General features: G+C 65.1%; 15 protein-coding genes. 9 read left to right on the top strand and 6 right to left on the bottom strand.

Features of this window, described 5'->3' with window-relative positions; all coding sequences use genetic code 11:
- Nucleotides 1-15: 15 nt before the first annotated feature.
- Together ubiG and NLM31_RS02910 are read right to left on the bottom strand one after the other, a co-directional pair.
- Complete coding sequence (gene ubiG / locus NLM31_RS02915; RefSeq protein ID WP_254191397.1) at nucleotides 16-789, bottom strand: bifunctional 2-polyprenyl-6-hydroxyphenol methylase/3-demethylubiquinol 3-O-methyltransferase UbiG; 774 nt, start codon at nucleotides 787-789, stop codon at nucleotides 16-18.
- Nucleotides 790-803: 14 nt separating this feature from the next.
- Complete coding sequence (locus tag NLM31_RS02910; protein ID WP_254191396.1) at nucleotides 804-1,271, bottom strand: PH domain-containing protein; 468 nt, start codon at nucleotides 1,269-1,271, stop codon at nucleotides 804-806.
- Between the two features lie 164 nt (nucleotides 1,272-1,435).
- On the opposite strand from NLM31_RS02910, the gene NLM31_RS02905 reads away from it, so the two are divergent.
- The 3 genes from NLM31_RS02905 (at nucleotide 1,436) to prfA (ending at nucleotide 6,452) form a co-directional block, all read left to right on the top strand.
- Nucleotides 1,436-2,692: an aspartate kinase gene (locus NLM31_RS02905; protein WP_254191395.1), complete on the top strand. Its 1,257-nt coding sequence runs from the start codon at nucleotides 1,436-1,438 to the stop codon at nucleotides 2,690-2,692.
- A gap of 349 nt (nucleotides 2,693-3,041) precedes the next feature.
- A complete protein-coding gene (gene ptsP / locus NLM31_RS02900; RefSeq protein ID WP_254127822.1) occupies nucleotides 3,042-5,309 on the top strand; it encodes a phosphoenolpyruvate--protein phosphotransferase in 2,268 nt (755 codons plus the stop codon).
- 57 nt (nucleotides 5,310-5,366) lie between these two features.
- Nucleotides 5,367-6,452, top strand: coding sequence for a peptide chain release factor 1 (prfA, locus tag NLM31_RS02895; RefSeq protein ID WP_254191394.1), 1,086 nt, complete (start codon nucleotides 5,367-5,369; stop codon nucleotides 6,450-6,452).
- Nucleotides 6,453-6,483: 31 nt separating this feature from the next.
- On the opposite strand, the gene NLM31_RS02890 is transcribed toward prfA, so the two are convergent.
- Both NLM31_RS02890 and NLM31_RS02885 read right to left on the bottom strand, forming a co-directional pair.
- Nucleotides 6,484-6,954 (bottom strand): MarR family winged helix-turn-helix transcriptional regulator, encoded by a 471-nt coding sequence (locus NLM31_RS02890; protein WP_254191393.1) that lies wholly within the window; start codon nucleotides 6,952-6,954, stop codon nucleotides 6,484-6,486.
- A 122-nt stretch (nucleotides 6,955-7,076) separates the two neighbouring features.
- Nucleotides 7,077-7,562, bottom strand: coding sequence for a hypothetical protein (locus NLM31_RS02885; RefSeq protein ID WP_254127819.1), 486 nt, complete (start codon nucleotides 7,560-7,562; stop codon nucleotides 7,077-7,079).
- A gap of 335 nt (nucleotides 7,563-7,897) precedes the next feature.
- On the opposite strand from NLM31_RS02885, the gene NLM31_RS02880 reads away from it, so the two are divergent.
- The 4 genes from NLM31_RS02880 to NLM31_RS02865 all read left to right on the top strand — a co-directional run bounded on the left by NLM31_RS02880 (nucleotide 7,898) and on the right by NLM31_RS02865 (nucleotide 12,754).
- Nucleotides 7,898-9,232, top strand: a complete 1,335-nt coding sequence (locus tag NLM31_RS02880; RefSeq protein ID WP_254191392.1) for a substrate-binding protein — start codon at nucleotides 7,898-7,900, stop codon at nucleotides 9,230-9,232.
- A gap of 98 nt (nucleotides 9,233-9,330) precedes the next feature.
- Nucleotides 9,331-10,206 carry a branched-chain amino acid ABC transporter permease gene (locus NLM31_RS02875; RefSeq protein WP_254127817.1) on the top strand — a complete coding sequence of 292 codons (876 nt, stop codon included), beginning with the start codon at nucleotides 9,331-9,333 and terminating at the stop codon, nucleotides 10,204-10,206.
- Between the two features lie 11 nt (nucleotides 10,207-10,217).
- Nucleotides 10,218-12,059, top strand: coding sequence for an ATP-binding cassette domain-containing protein (locus NLM31_RS02870; protein WP_254191391.1), 1,842 nt, complete (start codon nucleotides 10,218-10,220; stop codon nucleotides 12,057-12,059).
- A complete protein-coding gene (locus NLM31_RS02865; RefSeq protein WP_254191390.1) occupies nucleotides 12,056-12,754 on the top strand; it encodes an ABC transporter ATP-binding protein in 699 nt (232 codons plus the stop codon). Before NLM31_RS02870 ends, NLM31_RS02865 begins: the two co-directional genes overlap by 4 nt.
- Here the strand turns inward: NLM31_RS02865 and NLM31_RS02860 are convergent.
- A complete protein-coding gene (locus NLM31_RS02860) occupies nucleotides 12,751-13,176 on the bottom strand; it encodes an HIT family protein (RefSeq protein WP_254127814.1) in 426 nt (141 codons plus the stop codon). The genes NLM31_RS02865 and NLM31_RS02860 overlap by 4 nt on opposite strands.
- Before the next feature lie 91 nt (nucleotides 13,177-13,267).
- Here NLM31_RS02860 and prmC point away from each other — a divergent pair, with 91 nt between their 5' ends.
- Nucleotides 13,268-14,164, top strand: a complete 897-nt coding sequence (gene prmC, locus NLM31_RS02855) for a peptide chain release factor N(5)-glutamine methyltransferase (RefSeq protein ID WP_254191389.1) — start codon at nucleotides 13,268-13,270, stop codon at nucleotides 14,162-14,164.
- A gap of 463 nt (nucleotides 14,165-14,627) precedes the next feature.
- Nucleotides 14,628-15,416 (top strand): DUF4167 domain-containing protein, encoded by a 789-nt coding sequence (locus tag NLM31_RS02850; protein ID WP_254127812.1) that lies wholly within the window; start codon nucleotides 14,628-14,630, stop codon nucleotides 15,414-15,416.
- A 64-nt stretch (nucleotides 15,417-15,480) separates the two neighbouring features.
- On the opposite strand, the gene NLM31_RS02845 is transcribed toward NLM31_RS02850, so the two are convergent.
- On the bottom strand, nucleotides 15,481-16,227 hold the full coding sequence (locus tag NLM31_RS02845; protein WP_254127811.1) for a class I SAM-dependent methyltransferase: 747 nt from the start codon (nucleotides 16,225-16,227) through the stop codon (nucleotides 15,481-15,483).
- Nucleotides 16,228-16,314 lie beyond the last annotated feature (87 nt).

Here is a 16,314-nt window from a genome sequence, read left to right as displayed (position 1 = left end):
TGTCCGCAGCCCCCCTCACACCATGCCTTCCGCCACGACCATGTAGTTCACGTCCATGTCCGACGAGAGGGTCCATTTGTCGGCGAAGGGGGAGTAGACGACGCCGGTCTGCTCGGTGATGACGAGGCGGTTGTCGAGGAGATATTTGGTCAGCTCGTCGGGTGTGACGAACTTGTTCCATTCGTGGGTGCCGCGCGGCAGCCAGCGCAGCACGTATTCGGCGCCGACGATCGCGAGCGCGAAGCTCTTCCAGTTCCGATTGAGGGTGGACACGACCATCAGGCCGTTCGGCTTCAGCATCGCGGCGCAGCGCTTCAGGAAGACGCCGACGTCGACGACGTGCTCGACCACTTCCATCGCCAGCACGATGTCAAAACGCTCGCGCGGGTCGATCTCCTCCACCGTGGTGCAGCGATAGTCGATCGACAGATGGCTCTTGCCGGCATGCAGCTTCGCCGCCGCAATGTTGCTCGCCGACGGATCGACGCCGATGACCTGCGCACCCAGCCGCGACAGCGGCTCGCACAGCAGGCCGGCACCGCAGCCGATGTCGAGGACGCGCAAGGCCCCGAGGCAGTTGAGGCTGCGCACATTGCGCTCGAACTTGCGGCAGGCCGCGTCGCGGATATAGCCGAGCCGCAGCGGATTGATCCGGTGCAGCGGCGCCATCTTGCCCTTGGGGTCCCACCACTCGGCCGAGAGCTTTGAGAATTTCGCGATCTCGGCGGCATCGACGGTCGAGCCGGGCTGGGCGGTGGCAGTTGCGGAAGTATCTTGCTGCATGCTCATGGTTGGGCGCGGTCCTACCGCGTGGTGATCGAACTACGGAAGGCCAGCGGCGAGGCGATCGTCCGGATGGTCTCGCGACCTTCGCCGACGCCGTTGATGGTCACGTCGCCGTAGTTGAGAATACGTCCAAGAATCGACTGGTTGACGTCGACACTTTCGACCTTGTCGAGCGCCATTTCAAAGGTGCGGCGCTTGATGAAGCCGGTCTTATGCACAACCCTGAGGTTGGTGACGTCGGTCTCAGTGGTGAAGCGATGGAACCAGCCCTTCAGGGTCCAGAACAGGGCGGCCAGCGCCACCAGGCCGGCGCCGAACAGGCAGACGATCATCACGCTGTAGATATCGGTCTGCCTGGACAGCACGAACAGGGCGATCGCCACGATCCAGGCCAGAATGGCCGGGAAATAGAAGATCCAGTGCGCATTGGTCGAATACAGCACCCGCTCGCCGGGCTGCAGGATCTCGTCGATGTAACGCGCCATGATCTCGGTTAACCCATACCCCCGGCTGGACCTGAAGCCTGCCCCGCAGGAACCCGCTTGCCCCCGGCCCCGCCCCTCTGTATACGCGCGGTCGGTATCCCCCTGGGCATCCGTCCCAGCGCGGGTCACCATACTGATCCTTATGAAGGAATGCACGCGTCGTCATGAGCCGCCTCGTGATGAAATTCGGCGGCACGTCCGTCGCCAACATCGAACGTATCCGCAACGTCGCAAGCCATGTGAAGCGTGAGGTCGACGCCGGCCATGAAGTGGCTGTGGTCGTCTCGGCGATGTCGGGCAAGACCAACGAGCTGGTGGCCTGGTGCACCGAGGCCTCGCCGATGCACGACGCGCGCGAATACGACGCCGTCGTCGCCTCCGGCGAACAGGTGACCTCCGGCCTGCTGGCCATCGTGCTCCAGGGCATGGGTATCCAGGCCCGCTCCTGGCAGGGCTGGCAGATCCCGATCAAGACCAGCGACGCCCATGCCTCGGCCCGGATCGAGGATATCGACGGCAGCGAGATCATCACCCGCTTCAGGGATCGCAAGGAGGTCGCGGTCATCGCCGGCTTCCAGGGCATCGACCCCAAGACCAACCGCATCACCACGCTCGGCCGCGGCGGCTCCGACACCTCGGCCGTGGCGATCGCCGCCGCCGTCAAGGCCGACCGCTGCGACATCTACACCGACGTTGATGGCGTCTACACCACCGACCCGCGAATCGTGCCGAAGGCCAAGAGGCTCGACAAGATCGCATTCGAAGACATGCTGGAACTGGCTTCCCAGGGCGCCAAAGTGCTCCAGGTTCGCTCGGTGGAACTCGGCATGGTCCACAACATGCCGATCTTCGTCCGCTCGAGCTTCGACAAGCCCGAGGATATCGACCCGCATGCCAACCAGCCGCCCGGCACGCTGATCTGCGGCGAGGAGGAGATCATGGAAAACCACGTCGTCACCGGCATCGCCTTTTCGAAGGACGAGGCCCAGATCTCGGTGCGCCAGATCGAGGACAAGCCGGGCGTTGCGGCGTCGATCTTCGGCCCGCTCGCGGATGCCAATATCAACGTCGACATGATCGTTCAGAACGTGTCCGAGGACGGCAAGACCACCGACCTCACCTTCACGGTGCCGGCCGCCGACTACAACCGCGCCAAGGACACGATTACCGCCGCCAAGGCCACGATCGGCTATGCCCGGCTCGACACCGCCACCGACGTCGCCAAGATCTCGGTGATCGGCAGCGGCATGCGCAGCCATGCCGGCGTCGCCGCCCAGGCGTTTTCGGCCCTCGCCGGACGGAATATCAACATCCGGGCCATTACAACCTCCGAGATCAAGTTCTCGGTTTTGATCGACACGGCCTATACCGAGCTTGCGGTGCGCACGCTGCACACGCTCTACGGCCTCGATCAGGCCTAAGGCGCGGTCGTCGCGCTTCAGGCTACCGTTTGAGCATGGTCTTTCCGGAAAAGCGTTTCGCAGTTTCCGGACCATGCCTGGACTAATTTTCTCTTAGCGGTCGCAGCAAACGCGAAGGTGTACACACCTTCGCGTTTGGCAGGCGTTTTGCTTGGCAAAACAAGCCTCAATTCGCTATACGGCGAATAGGGTGGGCTGCCGCAGACTGTGTCCCAGTTCAGGCTGCTGATTCGGTGCAAGCAGTTGTTTGCGCCTGAGCCGGACAGACAATTTGATTGTTTTTCTGGAATTCTAGGCCAGCCGCCGGCCATTATCGCCGGGTCGGGCAGACGGAGGAGATTGACGGTTCATGCGGAGCGCGTCGGGAGGTCCCCGCGTCTTGTTGAGACGGCTCCGCGAAACCATGGCGGAGCAGGTCTCGGCCCAGGAGCGGCTGGACAAGATCGTGGTGCTGATCGCCGCCAACATGGTGGCCGAGGTCTGCTCGGTCTATGTGCTGCGCATCGACAACACCCTCGAGCTCTACGCCACCGAAGGCCTCAACCGCGAGGCCGTGCACCATACCGTGCTGAGCGCCCATGAGGGCCTGGTCGGCCTCGTCGCCAGCGAGGCGACGCCGCTCAATTTGAACGACGCCCAGAGCCATCCCGCCTTCTCGTTCCGCCCGGAGACCGGCGAAGAAATCTACCACTCCTTCCTCGGCGTGCCGATCCTGCGCGCCGGCAACACGCTCGGCGTGCTGGTGGTGCAGAACCGCGCCAAGCGCACCTATGTCGAGGAAGAGCTCGAGGCGCTGCAGACCACCGCCATGGTGCTGGCGGAGCTGATCGCGTCGGGCGAATTGTCCGCCCTCGCCCAGCCCGGCGCCGAGCCGGCCGCGCGCCATTCGACGCAAAAGGCCGGCGCGATCCTCTCGGAAGGCATCGCGCTCGGCCACGTCGTGCTGCACGAGCCGCGCGTCGTCATCAAGGACTACATCGCCGAGGACCTGCCGAAGGAGATCAAGCGGCTCGACACCGCGCTCGCCAAGCTGCGCTCGGATCTCGACCGGATGCTCGAGCGCGGCGACGTCGCCGAGGGCGGCGAGCATCGCGACGTGCTCGAAGCCTACCGCATGTTCGCCAACGACCAGGGCTGGTCGCACAAGCTGCACGAGGCGGTCGCGACCGGCCTCACGGCGGAAGCCGCGGTCGAACGCGTCCAGTCCGACACCCGCGCCCGCATGCTGCGCGTGACCGATCCCTATTTGCGCGACCGGCTGCACGATCTCGAGGATCTCGGCTATCGCCTGATGCGGCAGCTGGTTGGCCAGGACCATGCGCCCTCGCGCGAGCAGATGCCCGACAATGCCATCGTCATCGCGCGCGCGATGGGACCGGCGGCGCTGCTCGACTATGACCGCAAGCGCCTGCGCGGCATCGTGCTGGAGGAAGGCACCGCCAACTCCCACGTCTCGATCGTGGCACGCGCGCTCGGCATTCCCGCCGTCGGCGAGGTACCGAACGCGCCCGGCATCGCCGACCCCGGCGACGCCATCATCGTCGACGGCACCTCGGGCGCGATCTATGTGCGGCCCTCGCAGGAAGTCGAGGCCGCCTATGCCGAGCGCGTGCGCTTCCGCGCCCGCCGCCAGGCGCAATATCTGGCGCTGCGCGACCGCCCCTGCGTCACCAAGGACGGCCAGAAGGTCGAGCTGCTGATCAATGCGGGCCTCGCCATCGACCTGCCGCATATCGAGGACACCGGCAGCGCCGGTATCGGCCTGTTCCGCACCGAGCTGCAGTTCATGGTCGGCCAGAGCCTGCCGCGCACCAGCGACCAGCTCGCGCTCTATCGCGCCGTGCTGGATGCCGCAGGCCAGAAGCCCGTCACCTTCCGCACCCTCGACATCGGCGGCGACAAGGCGCTGCCCTATATGGAGACGGTGATCGAGGAGAATCCCGCGCTGGGCTGGCGCGCGATCCGGCTCGGGCTCGACCGTCCCGGCCTGTTGCGCGGCCAGATCCGCGCGCTGCTCCGCGCCGGCGGCGGCCGCGCGCTGCGCATCATGTTCCCGATGATCTCGGAGGTCGCCGAGTTCGATTCCGCGAAAGCGCTGGTCGAGCGCGAGCTGACCTATCTGCGCCAGCACGGCCACACGTTGCCGGAGCGCATCGACATCGGCACCATGGTCGAGGTGCCGGCGCTGCTCTATCAGATGGACGAACTCTTGAAGAAGGTCGACTTCATCTCGGTCGGCTCCAACGATCTGTTCCAGTTCCTGTTCGCGGTCGACCGCGGCAATGCCAAGGTCTCCGAGCGCTTCGACACCATGTCGACACCGATCCTGCGGGCACTGCGCGACATCGCCCGCAAATCGCAGACGGCACAAAAATCGCTGTCGCTCTGCGGCGAGATGGCCTCCAAGCCGATCGGCGCGCTGGCGCTGATCGCGATGGGCTACCGCTCGCTGTCGCTGTCGGCGACCGCGCTCGGCCCGGTCAAGGCGATGGTGATCGACCTCGACGCCAAGAAGGCCGAAGCGATGCTTGGGCCGCTGCTGGATGCGCCGACCGGCAGCGTCTCGATCCGGCAGAAGCTGACGGAATTTGCCGAGGCCGAAGGCCTGGCGTTGTAGCGGGCCTGCCGCCCGCCTGCGCCGCCTCGCCTCCCTCCGCCTTTTGAGACCAAACCGATGTCGTCACTCCCCGAAGCCAAACTGGACGTTCTGCTCGCGCATCATGCCTCTCTCGAGGCCGAATCGCTGGGCCAGCTCTCCTCCGAGCGCTATGTGCAGGTCACGCGCGAGCTCGCCGAGATCAACCCGCTGATCGAAGCAGTGAAGACGTATCGTGCCGCCGTGAAAGAACTCGCCGACACCGAGGCGCTGATCGCCGATCCCGCGACCGATGCCGAGATGCGCAGCATGGCGGAGGCCGAGCGCGACGAGCTCAATCCGAAGATCGAGGATCTGGTCCAGAAGATCCGTGTCGCGCTGCTGCCCAAGGATGCCATGGACGACCGCAACGTCGTGCTCGAAATCCGCGCCGGCACCGGCGGCGACGAGGCCTCGCTGTTCGCCGGCGATCTGTTCCGGATGTACGAGCGCTTTGCCGCCTTGCAGGGCTGGAAGGTCGAGGTGATCTCGGCGAGCGAAGGCACCGTCGGCGGCTTCAAGGAAATCATCGCGGAGGTGCAGGGCCGCGGCGCGTTCTCCAAGCTGAAGTTCGAGTCCGGCGTGCACCGCGTGCAGCGCGTGCCCGACACCGAAACGCAGGGGCGCATCCACACATCCGCCGCCACCGTCGCGGTGCTTCCCGAGGTCGAGGACGTCGACGTCGAGATCAAGAATGACGATCTGCGCATCGAGACCATGCGCGCGCAAGGCGCAGGCGGCCAGCACGTCAACAAGACCGAATCGGCCATCCGCATCACCCACATCCCGACCGGCATCGTGGTGATGATGCAGGACAGCCGCTCGCAGCATAAGAACCGCGCGTCTGCCATGAACATCCTTCGCTCGCGCATCTACGACGCCGAACGGCAGCGCGTCGACGCCGCGCGCTCGGCCGAGCGCAAGGAGAAGGTCGGCTCCGGCGATCGCAGCGAGCGCATCCGCACCTATAATTTCCCGCAAGGACGCGTCACCGACCACCGCATCAACCTGACGCTCTACAAGCTGCCGCAGGTGATCGCCGGCGAAGCGCTCGGCGAATTGACCGATGCGCTGACCACCGAGCACCAGGCCGCACAGCTCACCGCGCAAGGCGCAGCGGCGTAAGCCTCAGCGCAGCTTGATCAGCGCGTTATAATCAGCGTGTCTTGGCCTTGAACGATCGCAGGATCTTGGCCAGCGCGGGTGCCGCGGCACTCAACTCGTCCAGATGGATGCGCGACAGCGAGCGCAGCTTCTGCTCGCCCTTGGCCGTCAGCTTGACCAGGACGCGCCGCGCATCCGCGGGATCGGCCTCGCGGCCGATCAGCTTCAGCTTCGCCATGCGATCCACGAGTTCGACGGCGGTGTGGTGCCGGATCAGCAGAAAGCCGGCGATGTCGCCGACGCTGGCGCCGTTGGAATCGGCCAGTCCCTTGATCGCCAGCAGCGCCTGATGCTGCTGCGGCGTCAGCCCGGCGTTCTGGGCCGCCGTTTCGCTGAAGGCCAGGAAGGTACGGAGCTGATAGCGGAATTGCGCCAGTGCCGTGTAGTCGGCCTCGCGCATCGCGCCGCCCTTCGAGGGCGCCGCGGAGGCCGCGCGTCCCGTCTTCCGCTTTGAGTCAGCCATTCCCTGCCTTCGACGTCGCGCCCGCCGATGGCGCGGGCGCCGCCGAGATTAGCAAGGAAGGCGCGGCGGAACCAACCGACGCTCGGCGCGGATGCACACATATCGGCGGCCTCGCGGGCCGCCTATTCGAAGCTGGACAGCAGGATTTTCACCAGGATGACCTGAAACGCGATCGGGATGCGGACGCTCTTCCGCCGGATCGAGCGCTGCAGGGCACCGGCGATCTCCGCGCTGGTCAGGGCGCCGGCCGATGCGTTGGCAATCAGCTCCGCCCACATCTGCGACAGCGAGCCGCCGGGCGCGATCACCGGCTTGATGGTGACGCCGCAGCCCTGCGCCCAGTCGACGATCTCCCGCATCGTGTGCGGGCCGCAATTGCGCGCGGTGGCGAGACGCTCGGCCGTCAACGCGCGCAGCAGTTCGCGCGAAGGCGACCAATTTCCTTTCGGCGGCTGCTCGCCGGTGAGCTCGACCGCGAGCTCCTTCAGGACATTCTGGGCGCGTACGCTCAACCGCTTCATCGGCACCGGCGCGCGCTTCGCCTGACCGGCGCCGACGGCCGGTCCCCGCTCGCCGGCCGGCCGGCTGCGCGGGTCGTTGCCCTCCATGGGCCACGCCGCCTCGGGCCGCTCCGCCTCCTGCGGCCAGGATCGTCGCTTCCCGCGACCCGCCACTATCGTCTGCCGCGCCATCTCTCTCGCCGAACCCGCCAGCCTCGTACTCACAAAGACTAATATATATCGTGATCCGATATGTTTTCACGACATAATTTTCGTCGTTCGACCAAAGGCGAAATTGACAGAAGGCCTTCACAAGCAATGCTTACGTCCAAGAGCTACACGCGGATGTGACGTGCCCGGCGCGGGCCGGCCTGTGAGGCCGGCCGCCGCCGGACAGGTCGTGTTTTGCCTGCAAACAAGAACGATGTTCGGAGGAAACGACCATGACTGACGATCTCATTCGCCGCGGCCTCTCGCGCCGTGGCCTGCTCCAGACCACAGCGGGCCTCATCGGCGGCTCGATGCTGCCGGCGATGCCGGCCTTTGCCGAAGACAAGCCGGCGATCGGCTCCTTTCCCACGGGCGTGTCGGGTTCCACCGCCTTCATCGGCATCTCGGTGCCGCGCACCGGAACCTATGCCGTGCAGGGCGAGGACGAGCTCAAGGGCTATCAGCTCGCGATCGAGCACATCAATGAAGGCCACGAGCTGATCAAGAAGATCTCGCCCAAGACCAGCAAGGGCGTGCTCGGCAAGGAGCTGAAGTTCGGCGTCGCCGACTCCGCCGCCAAGCCGAACGAAGCGGTGCAGGCGCAGCAGCGCTTCATCAGCGAGAACAAGGCGATCATGATCACAGGCGGCACGTCGAGCGCCGTTGCGGTCGCGTTGAACAAGCTCGCCCAGCGCGAGCACGTGCTGTTCGTCTGCGGCATCTCCGGATCGAACGACACCACCGGCAAGGACTGCGTGCGCTACGGCGTGCGTCAGAACTTCTTCGGCCAGACCGCCGCGGCCGCGATCGGCCCCGTGATGGTGCGGGAGTTCGGCAAGGGCAAGAAGGCCGCGTATCTGACGCCAGACTACACCTACGGCCACACCGTCACCAAGTCGATGCAGGACTTCCTCGCGACCGCCGGCTGGACCACCGTGACCAACCAGGTCGCCCCGCTTGGCGCCCCTGATTATTCCTCCTATCTGCTGAACGTCGCCAACTCCGGTGCGGACGTGCTCATCAACGTCAACTGGGGCCACGACGCGGTACTGTCGACCCAACAAGCGAAACAGTTCGGCGTGCTCGACAAGATGAAGCTGGTCGTCCCCTACCAGGTGCCGTTCATCGCGCGCGAGACCGGCGGCCTGATGCAGGGCGTCTATGCCGCCACTGACTATTGGTGGACGATCGAAGACAAGTTCCCGCTGGCCAAGATGTTCAACGAGGCCTTCGAGAAGAAGTACGGCTACAAGCCGGAATGGGGCGCCGAGAACGCCTATGTCAGCTTCGCGCACTGGGCCCACATGTGTGAGCAGGCCGGCAGCTTCAATCCGCCCGACGTGATCAAGGCCTATGAGAAGGGCGAGACGATCCCCTCGCTGGTCGGGGACGTGCATTACCGCCCCGAGGATCACCAGTGCGTTCGCCCGGTGATCATCGTCAAGGGCAAGCAGCAGAAGGACATGAAGAACAAGGAAGACTGGTACGACGTCGTCGAGATCGTCCCGGGTGAAGGCCTGATGCAGAAACCGGACGCGTTCGGCTGCCATCTCGGCGACTACACCTGAGCACGCGCTAACCCCTGTGACGCCGTAGGCCCTACTCTGAACCTGCGGCGTCACCTTTTTGACGCAAGCTCATCGCGCGTCACAACAGCGATCGTCGCATGATTAGTTGGCCCAACCTCGTTTCGCAGCTTTTCAACGGGCTCGCGCTCGGCGCCCTGCTCGCGCTGATCAGCTCCGGCCTGACCATCATCTACGGCACGCTCGGCGTGCTCAACCTCGCGCACGGCGCGATGTTCATGATCGGCGGCTATGCCGGCTTCGTCACCTATCAGTACACGGAATCGTTCATCCTCGCCGTGATCGCAGGCTCGCTGTTCGTGATGCTGCTCGGCGTCGTGATGGAACGCGTCATCATCCGCCATTTCTATCATCGCCCGCACGAGGATCAGTTGCTCGTGACCTTCGGGCTCGGCATCTGCTTCGTCGAGCTCGTGCGCCTGATCTTTTCCAGCCAGTCGCAATTGGTGCCGCCGCCGGCCCTGTTCCAGGGCATCACCAATCTCGGCTTCATGTTCTATCCGACCTATCGCCTGGCCGTGGTCGGCATCGTGGCAATCGCGCTGGGCGCGCTGTTCATCATTCTCTACCGCACTCGGCTCGGCATGATCGTGCGCGCCGGCATCGAGGATTCGGTGATGGTCGATTCGCTCGGCATCAACGTCTACCGCGTCTTCATGATCGTGTTCGGCATCGGCGCGATGGCCGCCGGCTTTGCCGGCATCGTCAACGCGCCGGTGGTGTCGCTGACACCGGGCATCGGCGACGACATCCTGGTCCAGACCTTCGTGGTGGTGGTGATCGGCGGCGTCGGCTCGTTCCCCGGCGCGATCCTCGGCGGCCTGATCGCCGGCGAGATCATCAGCGTCACCTCCATGTTCAACCCCGGCTACGCCTATGTGATGCTGTTTGCGGCGATGACGCTCGTGCTCGTGGTGCGACCGCATGGCCTGCTCGGCGTGCAGGGCCGCGAGTAAGTGATCCGCTGATGCTCAAGCAACGACCGTTCCTGATCGAGACACTGACGGCCATCGGCCTGATCGTGGCTCCCTTCGTGCTGCCCCATCTCGGCTTTGCGCCGAACACGGTGAACCGGATCCTGGTCTGGGGCCTGTTCGGCCTCGGCTTCGACATCCTGTTCGGCTTCACCGGTCTCTTGTCGTTCGGCCAGTCCGCCTTCTACGGCACCGGCGGCTTCGTCGCCGCTTACCTCTTGACTCGCGCCGGCTTCAGCAACGTGCTGGGCGCGCTGGTCATCGGCATGATCGCAGCGGCGGCGACCGGCTATCTGATCGGCCTGATCGCGCTGCGCCGCACCGGCATCTACTTTGCCATGATCACGGTGGCGATCGCGGAAGTGTTCTTCTTCGTCGAGTTCAATCCGCTCTCGGATTTCACCGGCGGCGAGAACGGCCTGCCGGGCGTGCCGACCCCGAGCTTCAATCTCGGCTTCACCACCATCCACTTCACCAATGGCTGGTCGCTCTATCAGTTCATCGCGCTGTGCTATTTCATCGGCGTCATCATCGCACTCAGGATCGTGCGCTCGCCGGTCGGGGCGATTCTGAGCGCGATCCGGGACAATCCGCTGCGCGCGACCGCCGTCGGCCACAACATCCACGGCTACAAGCTGACCGCCTTCGTGATCGCCGCGGCCTATGCGGGCTTCGCCGGCGGCCTGCTCGGCGTGCTCCAGGCCTTCATGCCGCCTGACGCTTTCACTTTCGACACCTCTGGCCAGCTCGTGATGCAGACCGCCATCGGCGGTCGCGGCACGTTGTTCGGCCCGCTGGTCGGCGCCACCGTCTGGCTGTTCCTGCAGGACTTCCTGCAGTCCGCGCTGGGCCTGGGCGCCGCCTGGAAGCTCGTGCTCGGCGTCGTGTTCGTGTTGCTGGTCTGCTTCCTGCGCGGCGGTATCGTCGGCGGCCTTGTCGATCTCTACGGCCTCGTGTCCGGCAACCGAGCCCGGAAGGCTGTGGAGACGGAGGAGGCCGAGGTCGAAGCGCCGCACCTGGTCCCGCCTGCACCGATGCGGGCCAAGGAGGTCGAGCATCCCGTCTATTCCGGCCCCATCCTCAAAGCCACTGGTCTCACCAAGCGCTACGGCGGCCTCGTCGCCAATAGCGACATCGATTTCAGCGTCAATCAGGGCGAGCTACGCGGCATCATCGGCCCCAACGGCGCCGGCAAATCGACCTTCTTCAAGATGCTGACCTGCGAGGTCCCGCCGACCTCGGGCCAGATCATGTTCGAGGGCCGCGACATCACGGGCCTGAAGGTCACCGAAGTCTGCCAGCTCGGCTTGACCAAGAGCTACCAGGTCAATCAGCTCTTCACGGGTCTCACGGTGCGGCAGAACCTGACGATCGCAGCGCTCGCAGAGCTGCGCGGAAAGTTCCGGCTCGACCTGTTCCGCACGCTCGCCGGCGTCAAGGGCCTGACGGAGCAGGTGGAGCACACGCTCGCGCTGGTCAATTTGACCCGCCGCGCCGACACGCCCGTGTCCGAGCTCGCTTATGGCGAGAAGCGCCGGCTGGAGATCGGGCTCGCGCTCGCCACATCGCCGCGCCTGCTGTTGCTCGACGAGCCGCTCGCCGGCATGAGTCCGCGCGAGCGGGTCGAGACCGTGAAGCTGCTCAAATCGATCGCGCGTGGACGCACCATGATCATCATCGACCACGACATGGATTCGCTGTTCGAGCTGGTCGAGCGCGTGACGGTGCTGCAGGAGGGCCGCGTGCTGGTCTCCGGAAGCCCAGAAGAAATCAAGACCAACGCCGCGGTGCAGGAAGCCTATCTCGGCGGCGTGCACGGAGAGATCGCCGCATGAGCCTGATCGAGGTCAACGGCCTGAACAGCTATTACGGCGACTCGCACATCCTGTTCGACGTCGACATGCATGTCGAACGCCACGAGGTGGTGGCGCTGCTCGGCCGCAACGGCGCCGGCAAGAGCACCACGCTGAAGAGCCTGATGGGCGTGGTGACGCCGCGCAGCGGCAGCGTGAAATTCGACGGCATCGACATCGCCGGGCGCAGGAGCCACAAGATCGCACAGGCCGGCATGCAGCTCGTGCACGAGGAGCGGCGCATCTTCGGCAGCCTGTCGGTGGAGGAGAACATCGTCCTCGCCGGCATCACCGCCCCGAAACGCTGGCCGCTCGGCCGCATCTACGAGATGTTCCCGCGGCTGAAGGAGCGGCGCAGCAATCGCGGCACGGAGCTCTCCGGCGGCGAGCAGCAGATGCTCGCAATCGCACGCGCCCTGGTGCGCGATCCCAAGATCGTGCTGCTGGACGAACCGTTCGAAGGATTGGCACCCGTCATCGTCCACGATCTCGTCAAGGCCTGCCGCGAGCTCGCGGCCGCCGGTCAGACCATCGTGCTGGTCGAGCAAAATCTTGCGGCAACACTGGCGCTGGCGACGCGGATCTACATCATCAACAACGGCCACATCGTTCACGAAGGGCCGGCGCAGGAGCTCAAGGCCCAGCCCGAATTGCTGCAGCGCTATCTCGGCGTTTAGCTGCCGATCGCCGCGATCATCCGCTTGGCATGCTCGGCGAGCACGGTCATGTCCTCCTTGCGCGTCTGCGCCGGCAGCAGCTCGACGCCGGCCCTGACCGGCATGACATGCATGTGCAGGTGAAGGACCACCTGCCCGCTGGCCGGCTCGCTGAACTGCTGCAGGATAATCCCCTCCGCATCGAACGCCTTCATCGACGCAATCGCAACCCGCTTCGCGGTCCGGGCGACCGCGGCGAGATCATCGTCGGCAATATCGAGGATTCCGCGCGCCGGCGCCCTCGGAATCACCAGCGTATGCCCCGGCGAGCGCGGCATGATGTCCAGGAAAGCGAAGCTGCGATCATCCCTGAATACCTCGAAGCAGGGAATCTCGCCGCGCAGGATCTTCGCGAAGACGTTCTGATCGTCATAGGCCGTCATGGATGCCCTCCTTCGCTGCGCGGTGCGATCAAACGCGCTCCTTTCCGTTGACGCAAGCAATGCCGCCGATCTATCCACGATGCCAGGCAGGATGGCTCCATTGGCGACAGGTTTCGAATCCGGACACAGCATCGAGAGTGCGCGACGCGCGCTCACGGCGCGTCTGCAATCCGCCGGCATCGAAGAGCCCTCCCTCGATGCACGCCTGCTCGTCGGCGCCGCGTTGGGGCTCGACCTGACCGGCCTGATCACGCAGGCGGCGCGACACCTCACGCCGGAGGAGGCCGCACGGCTCGAAGCATATGCGCAGCGGAGGCTCGCACATGAACCGGTCGCCCGCATTCTCGGCACGCGGGAATTCTGGGGCCTGCCGTTCCGCCTCTCCGAGGCGACGCTGGTGCCGCGGCCGGACACCGAGACGGTGGTCGAGCTGGCACTCGAGATTTTCCGCGAAGGCGCGATCGCGGGACGGCGCCCGCGTATCGCCGACATCGGCACCGGATCGGGCGCGATCCTGCTCGCGCTGCTGCACGAGATTCCCGAGGCATTCGGTGTCGGCACCGATCTCAGCCTCACTGCACTCGGCACCGCCAAGGGCAATGCGGCCACCCTCGGCCTCGCCGACCGCGCGGCGTTCGTCGCCTGCTCCTATGCATCCGCGCTTCACGGTCCATTCGATCTGATCGTATCGAATCCGCCCTATATTCCCGCCGGGGAAATTCCGAAACTGAGCCTCGAGGTGCGCGAGCACGATCCGCATCTGGCGCTCGATGGCGGCAATGACGGCTATGACGCCTACCGCGCCCTGATACCGCAGGCGGCCGAGCGGCTCGTGCCCGGCGGCGCCCTGATCGTCGAGGCCGGACAGGGCCAGGCTGGCGATATCCAGGCCTTGATGGCGGCCGCCGCGTTATCGATCGACAGGCCGCCCAGGGCCGACCTGGCGGGCATTCCCAGAGCGGTCTCGGCCCGAAAAATGCCCCCATAAAAGCCGGATTGGGCTCGAAAAAACCTCTTGGAATATCCCTTGGGAACGACTACCTTCCCATCAACACATCGGTGTCGGCCCCGTAGACCTACGGGCGAAAGCCGGGCTCTCAGGCGAGAGCTTCACTGATTTAAGGTTCCAAGCCGCAGGTCCTGTTAAGCGCGATAGCCCATTGAGGTACGCTGCTTTCCGACCGCAACGTGAACGAAAGCCTGATATTGCGCTTGAAGACTTACGCAACAAAGCAGGGCTTGTTTCGGCAGGCGATATGAATGGGTTCGCTGGCAATCAATGCTGGCGGGTGGGGAACGCGTCTTTGTTGAACGCGACGGTCGACGAACATCGGCAGGGTTCAATCCGCTCTTGCGCGCGGTGCGCGTGAGGCATGTGAACCGCTGTCATCAGGTCACTCCTAGCAATCAGTAATGCGTGCAACCTTTAGGGCTGGAATTAAAGGCAGGACATGAGAAACGGTCAGAACAAGCAGCGGATGCGCAACCGCAACAATAATAACAACAACAATAACCGGCGCGGCCAGAACCCGATGACCCGGGTCTACGAATCGAACGGCCCCGACATCAAGATCCGTGGCACCGCCTCGCACATCGCCGAAAAATATCTTCAGCTTGCGCGTGACGCGCGCTCCTCCGGCGACCCGGTTGCCGCCGAAAACTACTACCAGCACGCCGAGCATTATTTTCGCCTGATCGCGGCGGCCCAGGAACAGTTCCGCCAGAACCAGCAGCCGCGCGGCGACGAGCCCATCAGCACCTCGAGCGGTGACGACGGCGAGGACGACGGCGAGAATTTCTCGAATTTCGGCCAGGAGCCTGGCTTCGTTCCGCAGCCGCCGCAGCAGCAACAGCCCTATCAGCGTGACGGCCAGCGCGATCACAATCGTGACTACCAGCAACGCGACAACAACCAGCAGCCCTATCAGCGCGATCAGCAGCAGCCGCGCGAACACCGCGAACGCGACCATCGTCCGCAGCCGCAATATCAGCAGCACCAGCCGCAGCCGCCGAACCAGCCGCAGCCCGTCATCGCTGATGCCGGCAACGTCGATCGCCTGCCGTCCTTCATCACCGGCGCGCAGCCGCAGACGAACGGCGCTCCGGGCGGCTTCGAAGGCGGCAATAGCGGCGGTGGCGAGCGTTTCCCGCGGCGGCGCCGCCGGCCGCATAACGGCCCGCGCCCCGAGCGCGAGGCTGCTCCTGCCGCGTCCGGCGACGATCTCGCCCCGAGCGAGTGAGCCGCAACCAGATTTTCGGATTTACGAAGCATGATCGTCCCGGCCTCGCCGGGACGATTTGTTTTCAGCCCCGTGTCACCGTCGTCGAGGACGGCACCAGTACCGGCTTTGCCAGCGAGGGAATCAGCCGCGCCCGTTCGCGCTTGGCGGGGATCGCGCGATAGACCTGCTTGGTCGCTTCGACGATGTGGACGCCGGCAAATGGCAGCGACAGCGCAGCACCGGCACGCTCCCACATCTGCGCCGATTTCAGCACCCAGCGGCCCGCATAAGGCGGCATGAACAAGGCCTCGCCCCAGCCGGTCGGCGTGAACCAGGTCTGGCGCAACAGGTCGGTGATCTGCGAGCGCGAATAGGGACGGCCATGGCCGAACGGCGTATTGTCACTGCGTGTCCACACGCCGCGCCTGTTCGGGATCACAGCCATGACACGGCCGGACGGCGACAGCACCCGCCAGACCTCCCGCAACAACGCAGCCGGATCGTCGGACATCTCGAGCGCATGGACCAGCAGGATGCGGTCCACCGCGGCATCGGGAAGCGGCAGCGAGAACTCATCGACCAGCGCCGCCAGCGCGGGCCGCCCCGTGGGCCATTTCAACACGCCCTGGGCCGCCGGCATGAAGGCGATGCAGCGCTCCGCGTCCTCGCGGAACAGCCCGAGATAGGGCGTGGGATAGCCGATGCCGAGCACGCGCTGACCCTCGGCATTCGGCCAGCGCTCCCGGATGCCGCGATTGATCATCTGCCGCGCCACGATGCCGAGGCGCCGGGAATAGAACTCTCTGAGGTCAACGACGTCGATGCTCATGACGGCAATGTAACATGCACAAGGCGGCGGCCGCGCGCTGAATATTGCATTGCCTGCGCAACGTTAACGCCATATTTGTCTGACGGG

The organism is Bradyrhizobium sp. CCGUVB4N (genome assembly GCF_024199945.1).
In the GTDB taxonomy this organism is placed as follows: domain Bacteria; phylum Pseudomonadota; class Alphaproteobacteria; order Rhizobiales; family Xanthobacteraceae; genus Bradyrhizobium.
The sequence above is the reverse complement of the archived record's forward strand: the minus strand, read 5'-3'. Positions and strand labels throughout refer to the sequence as shown.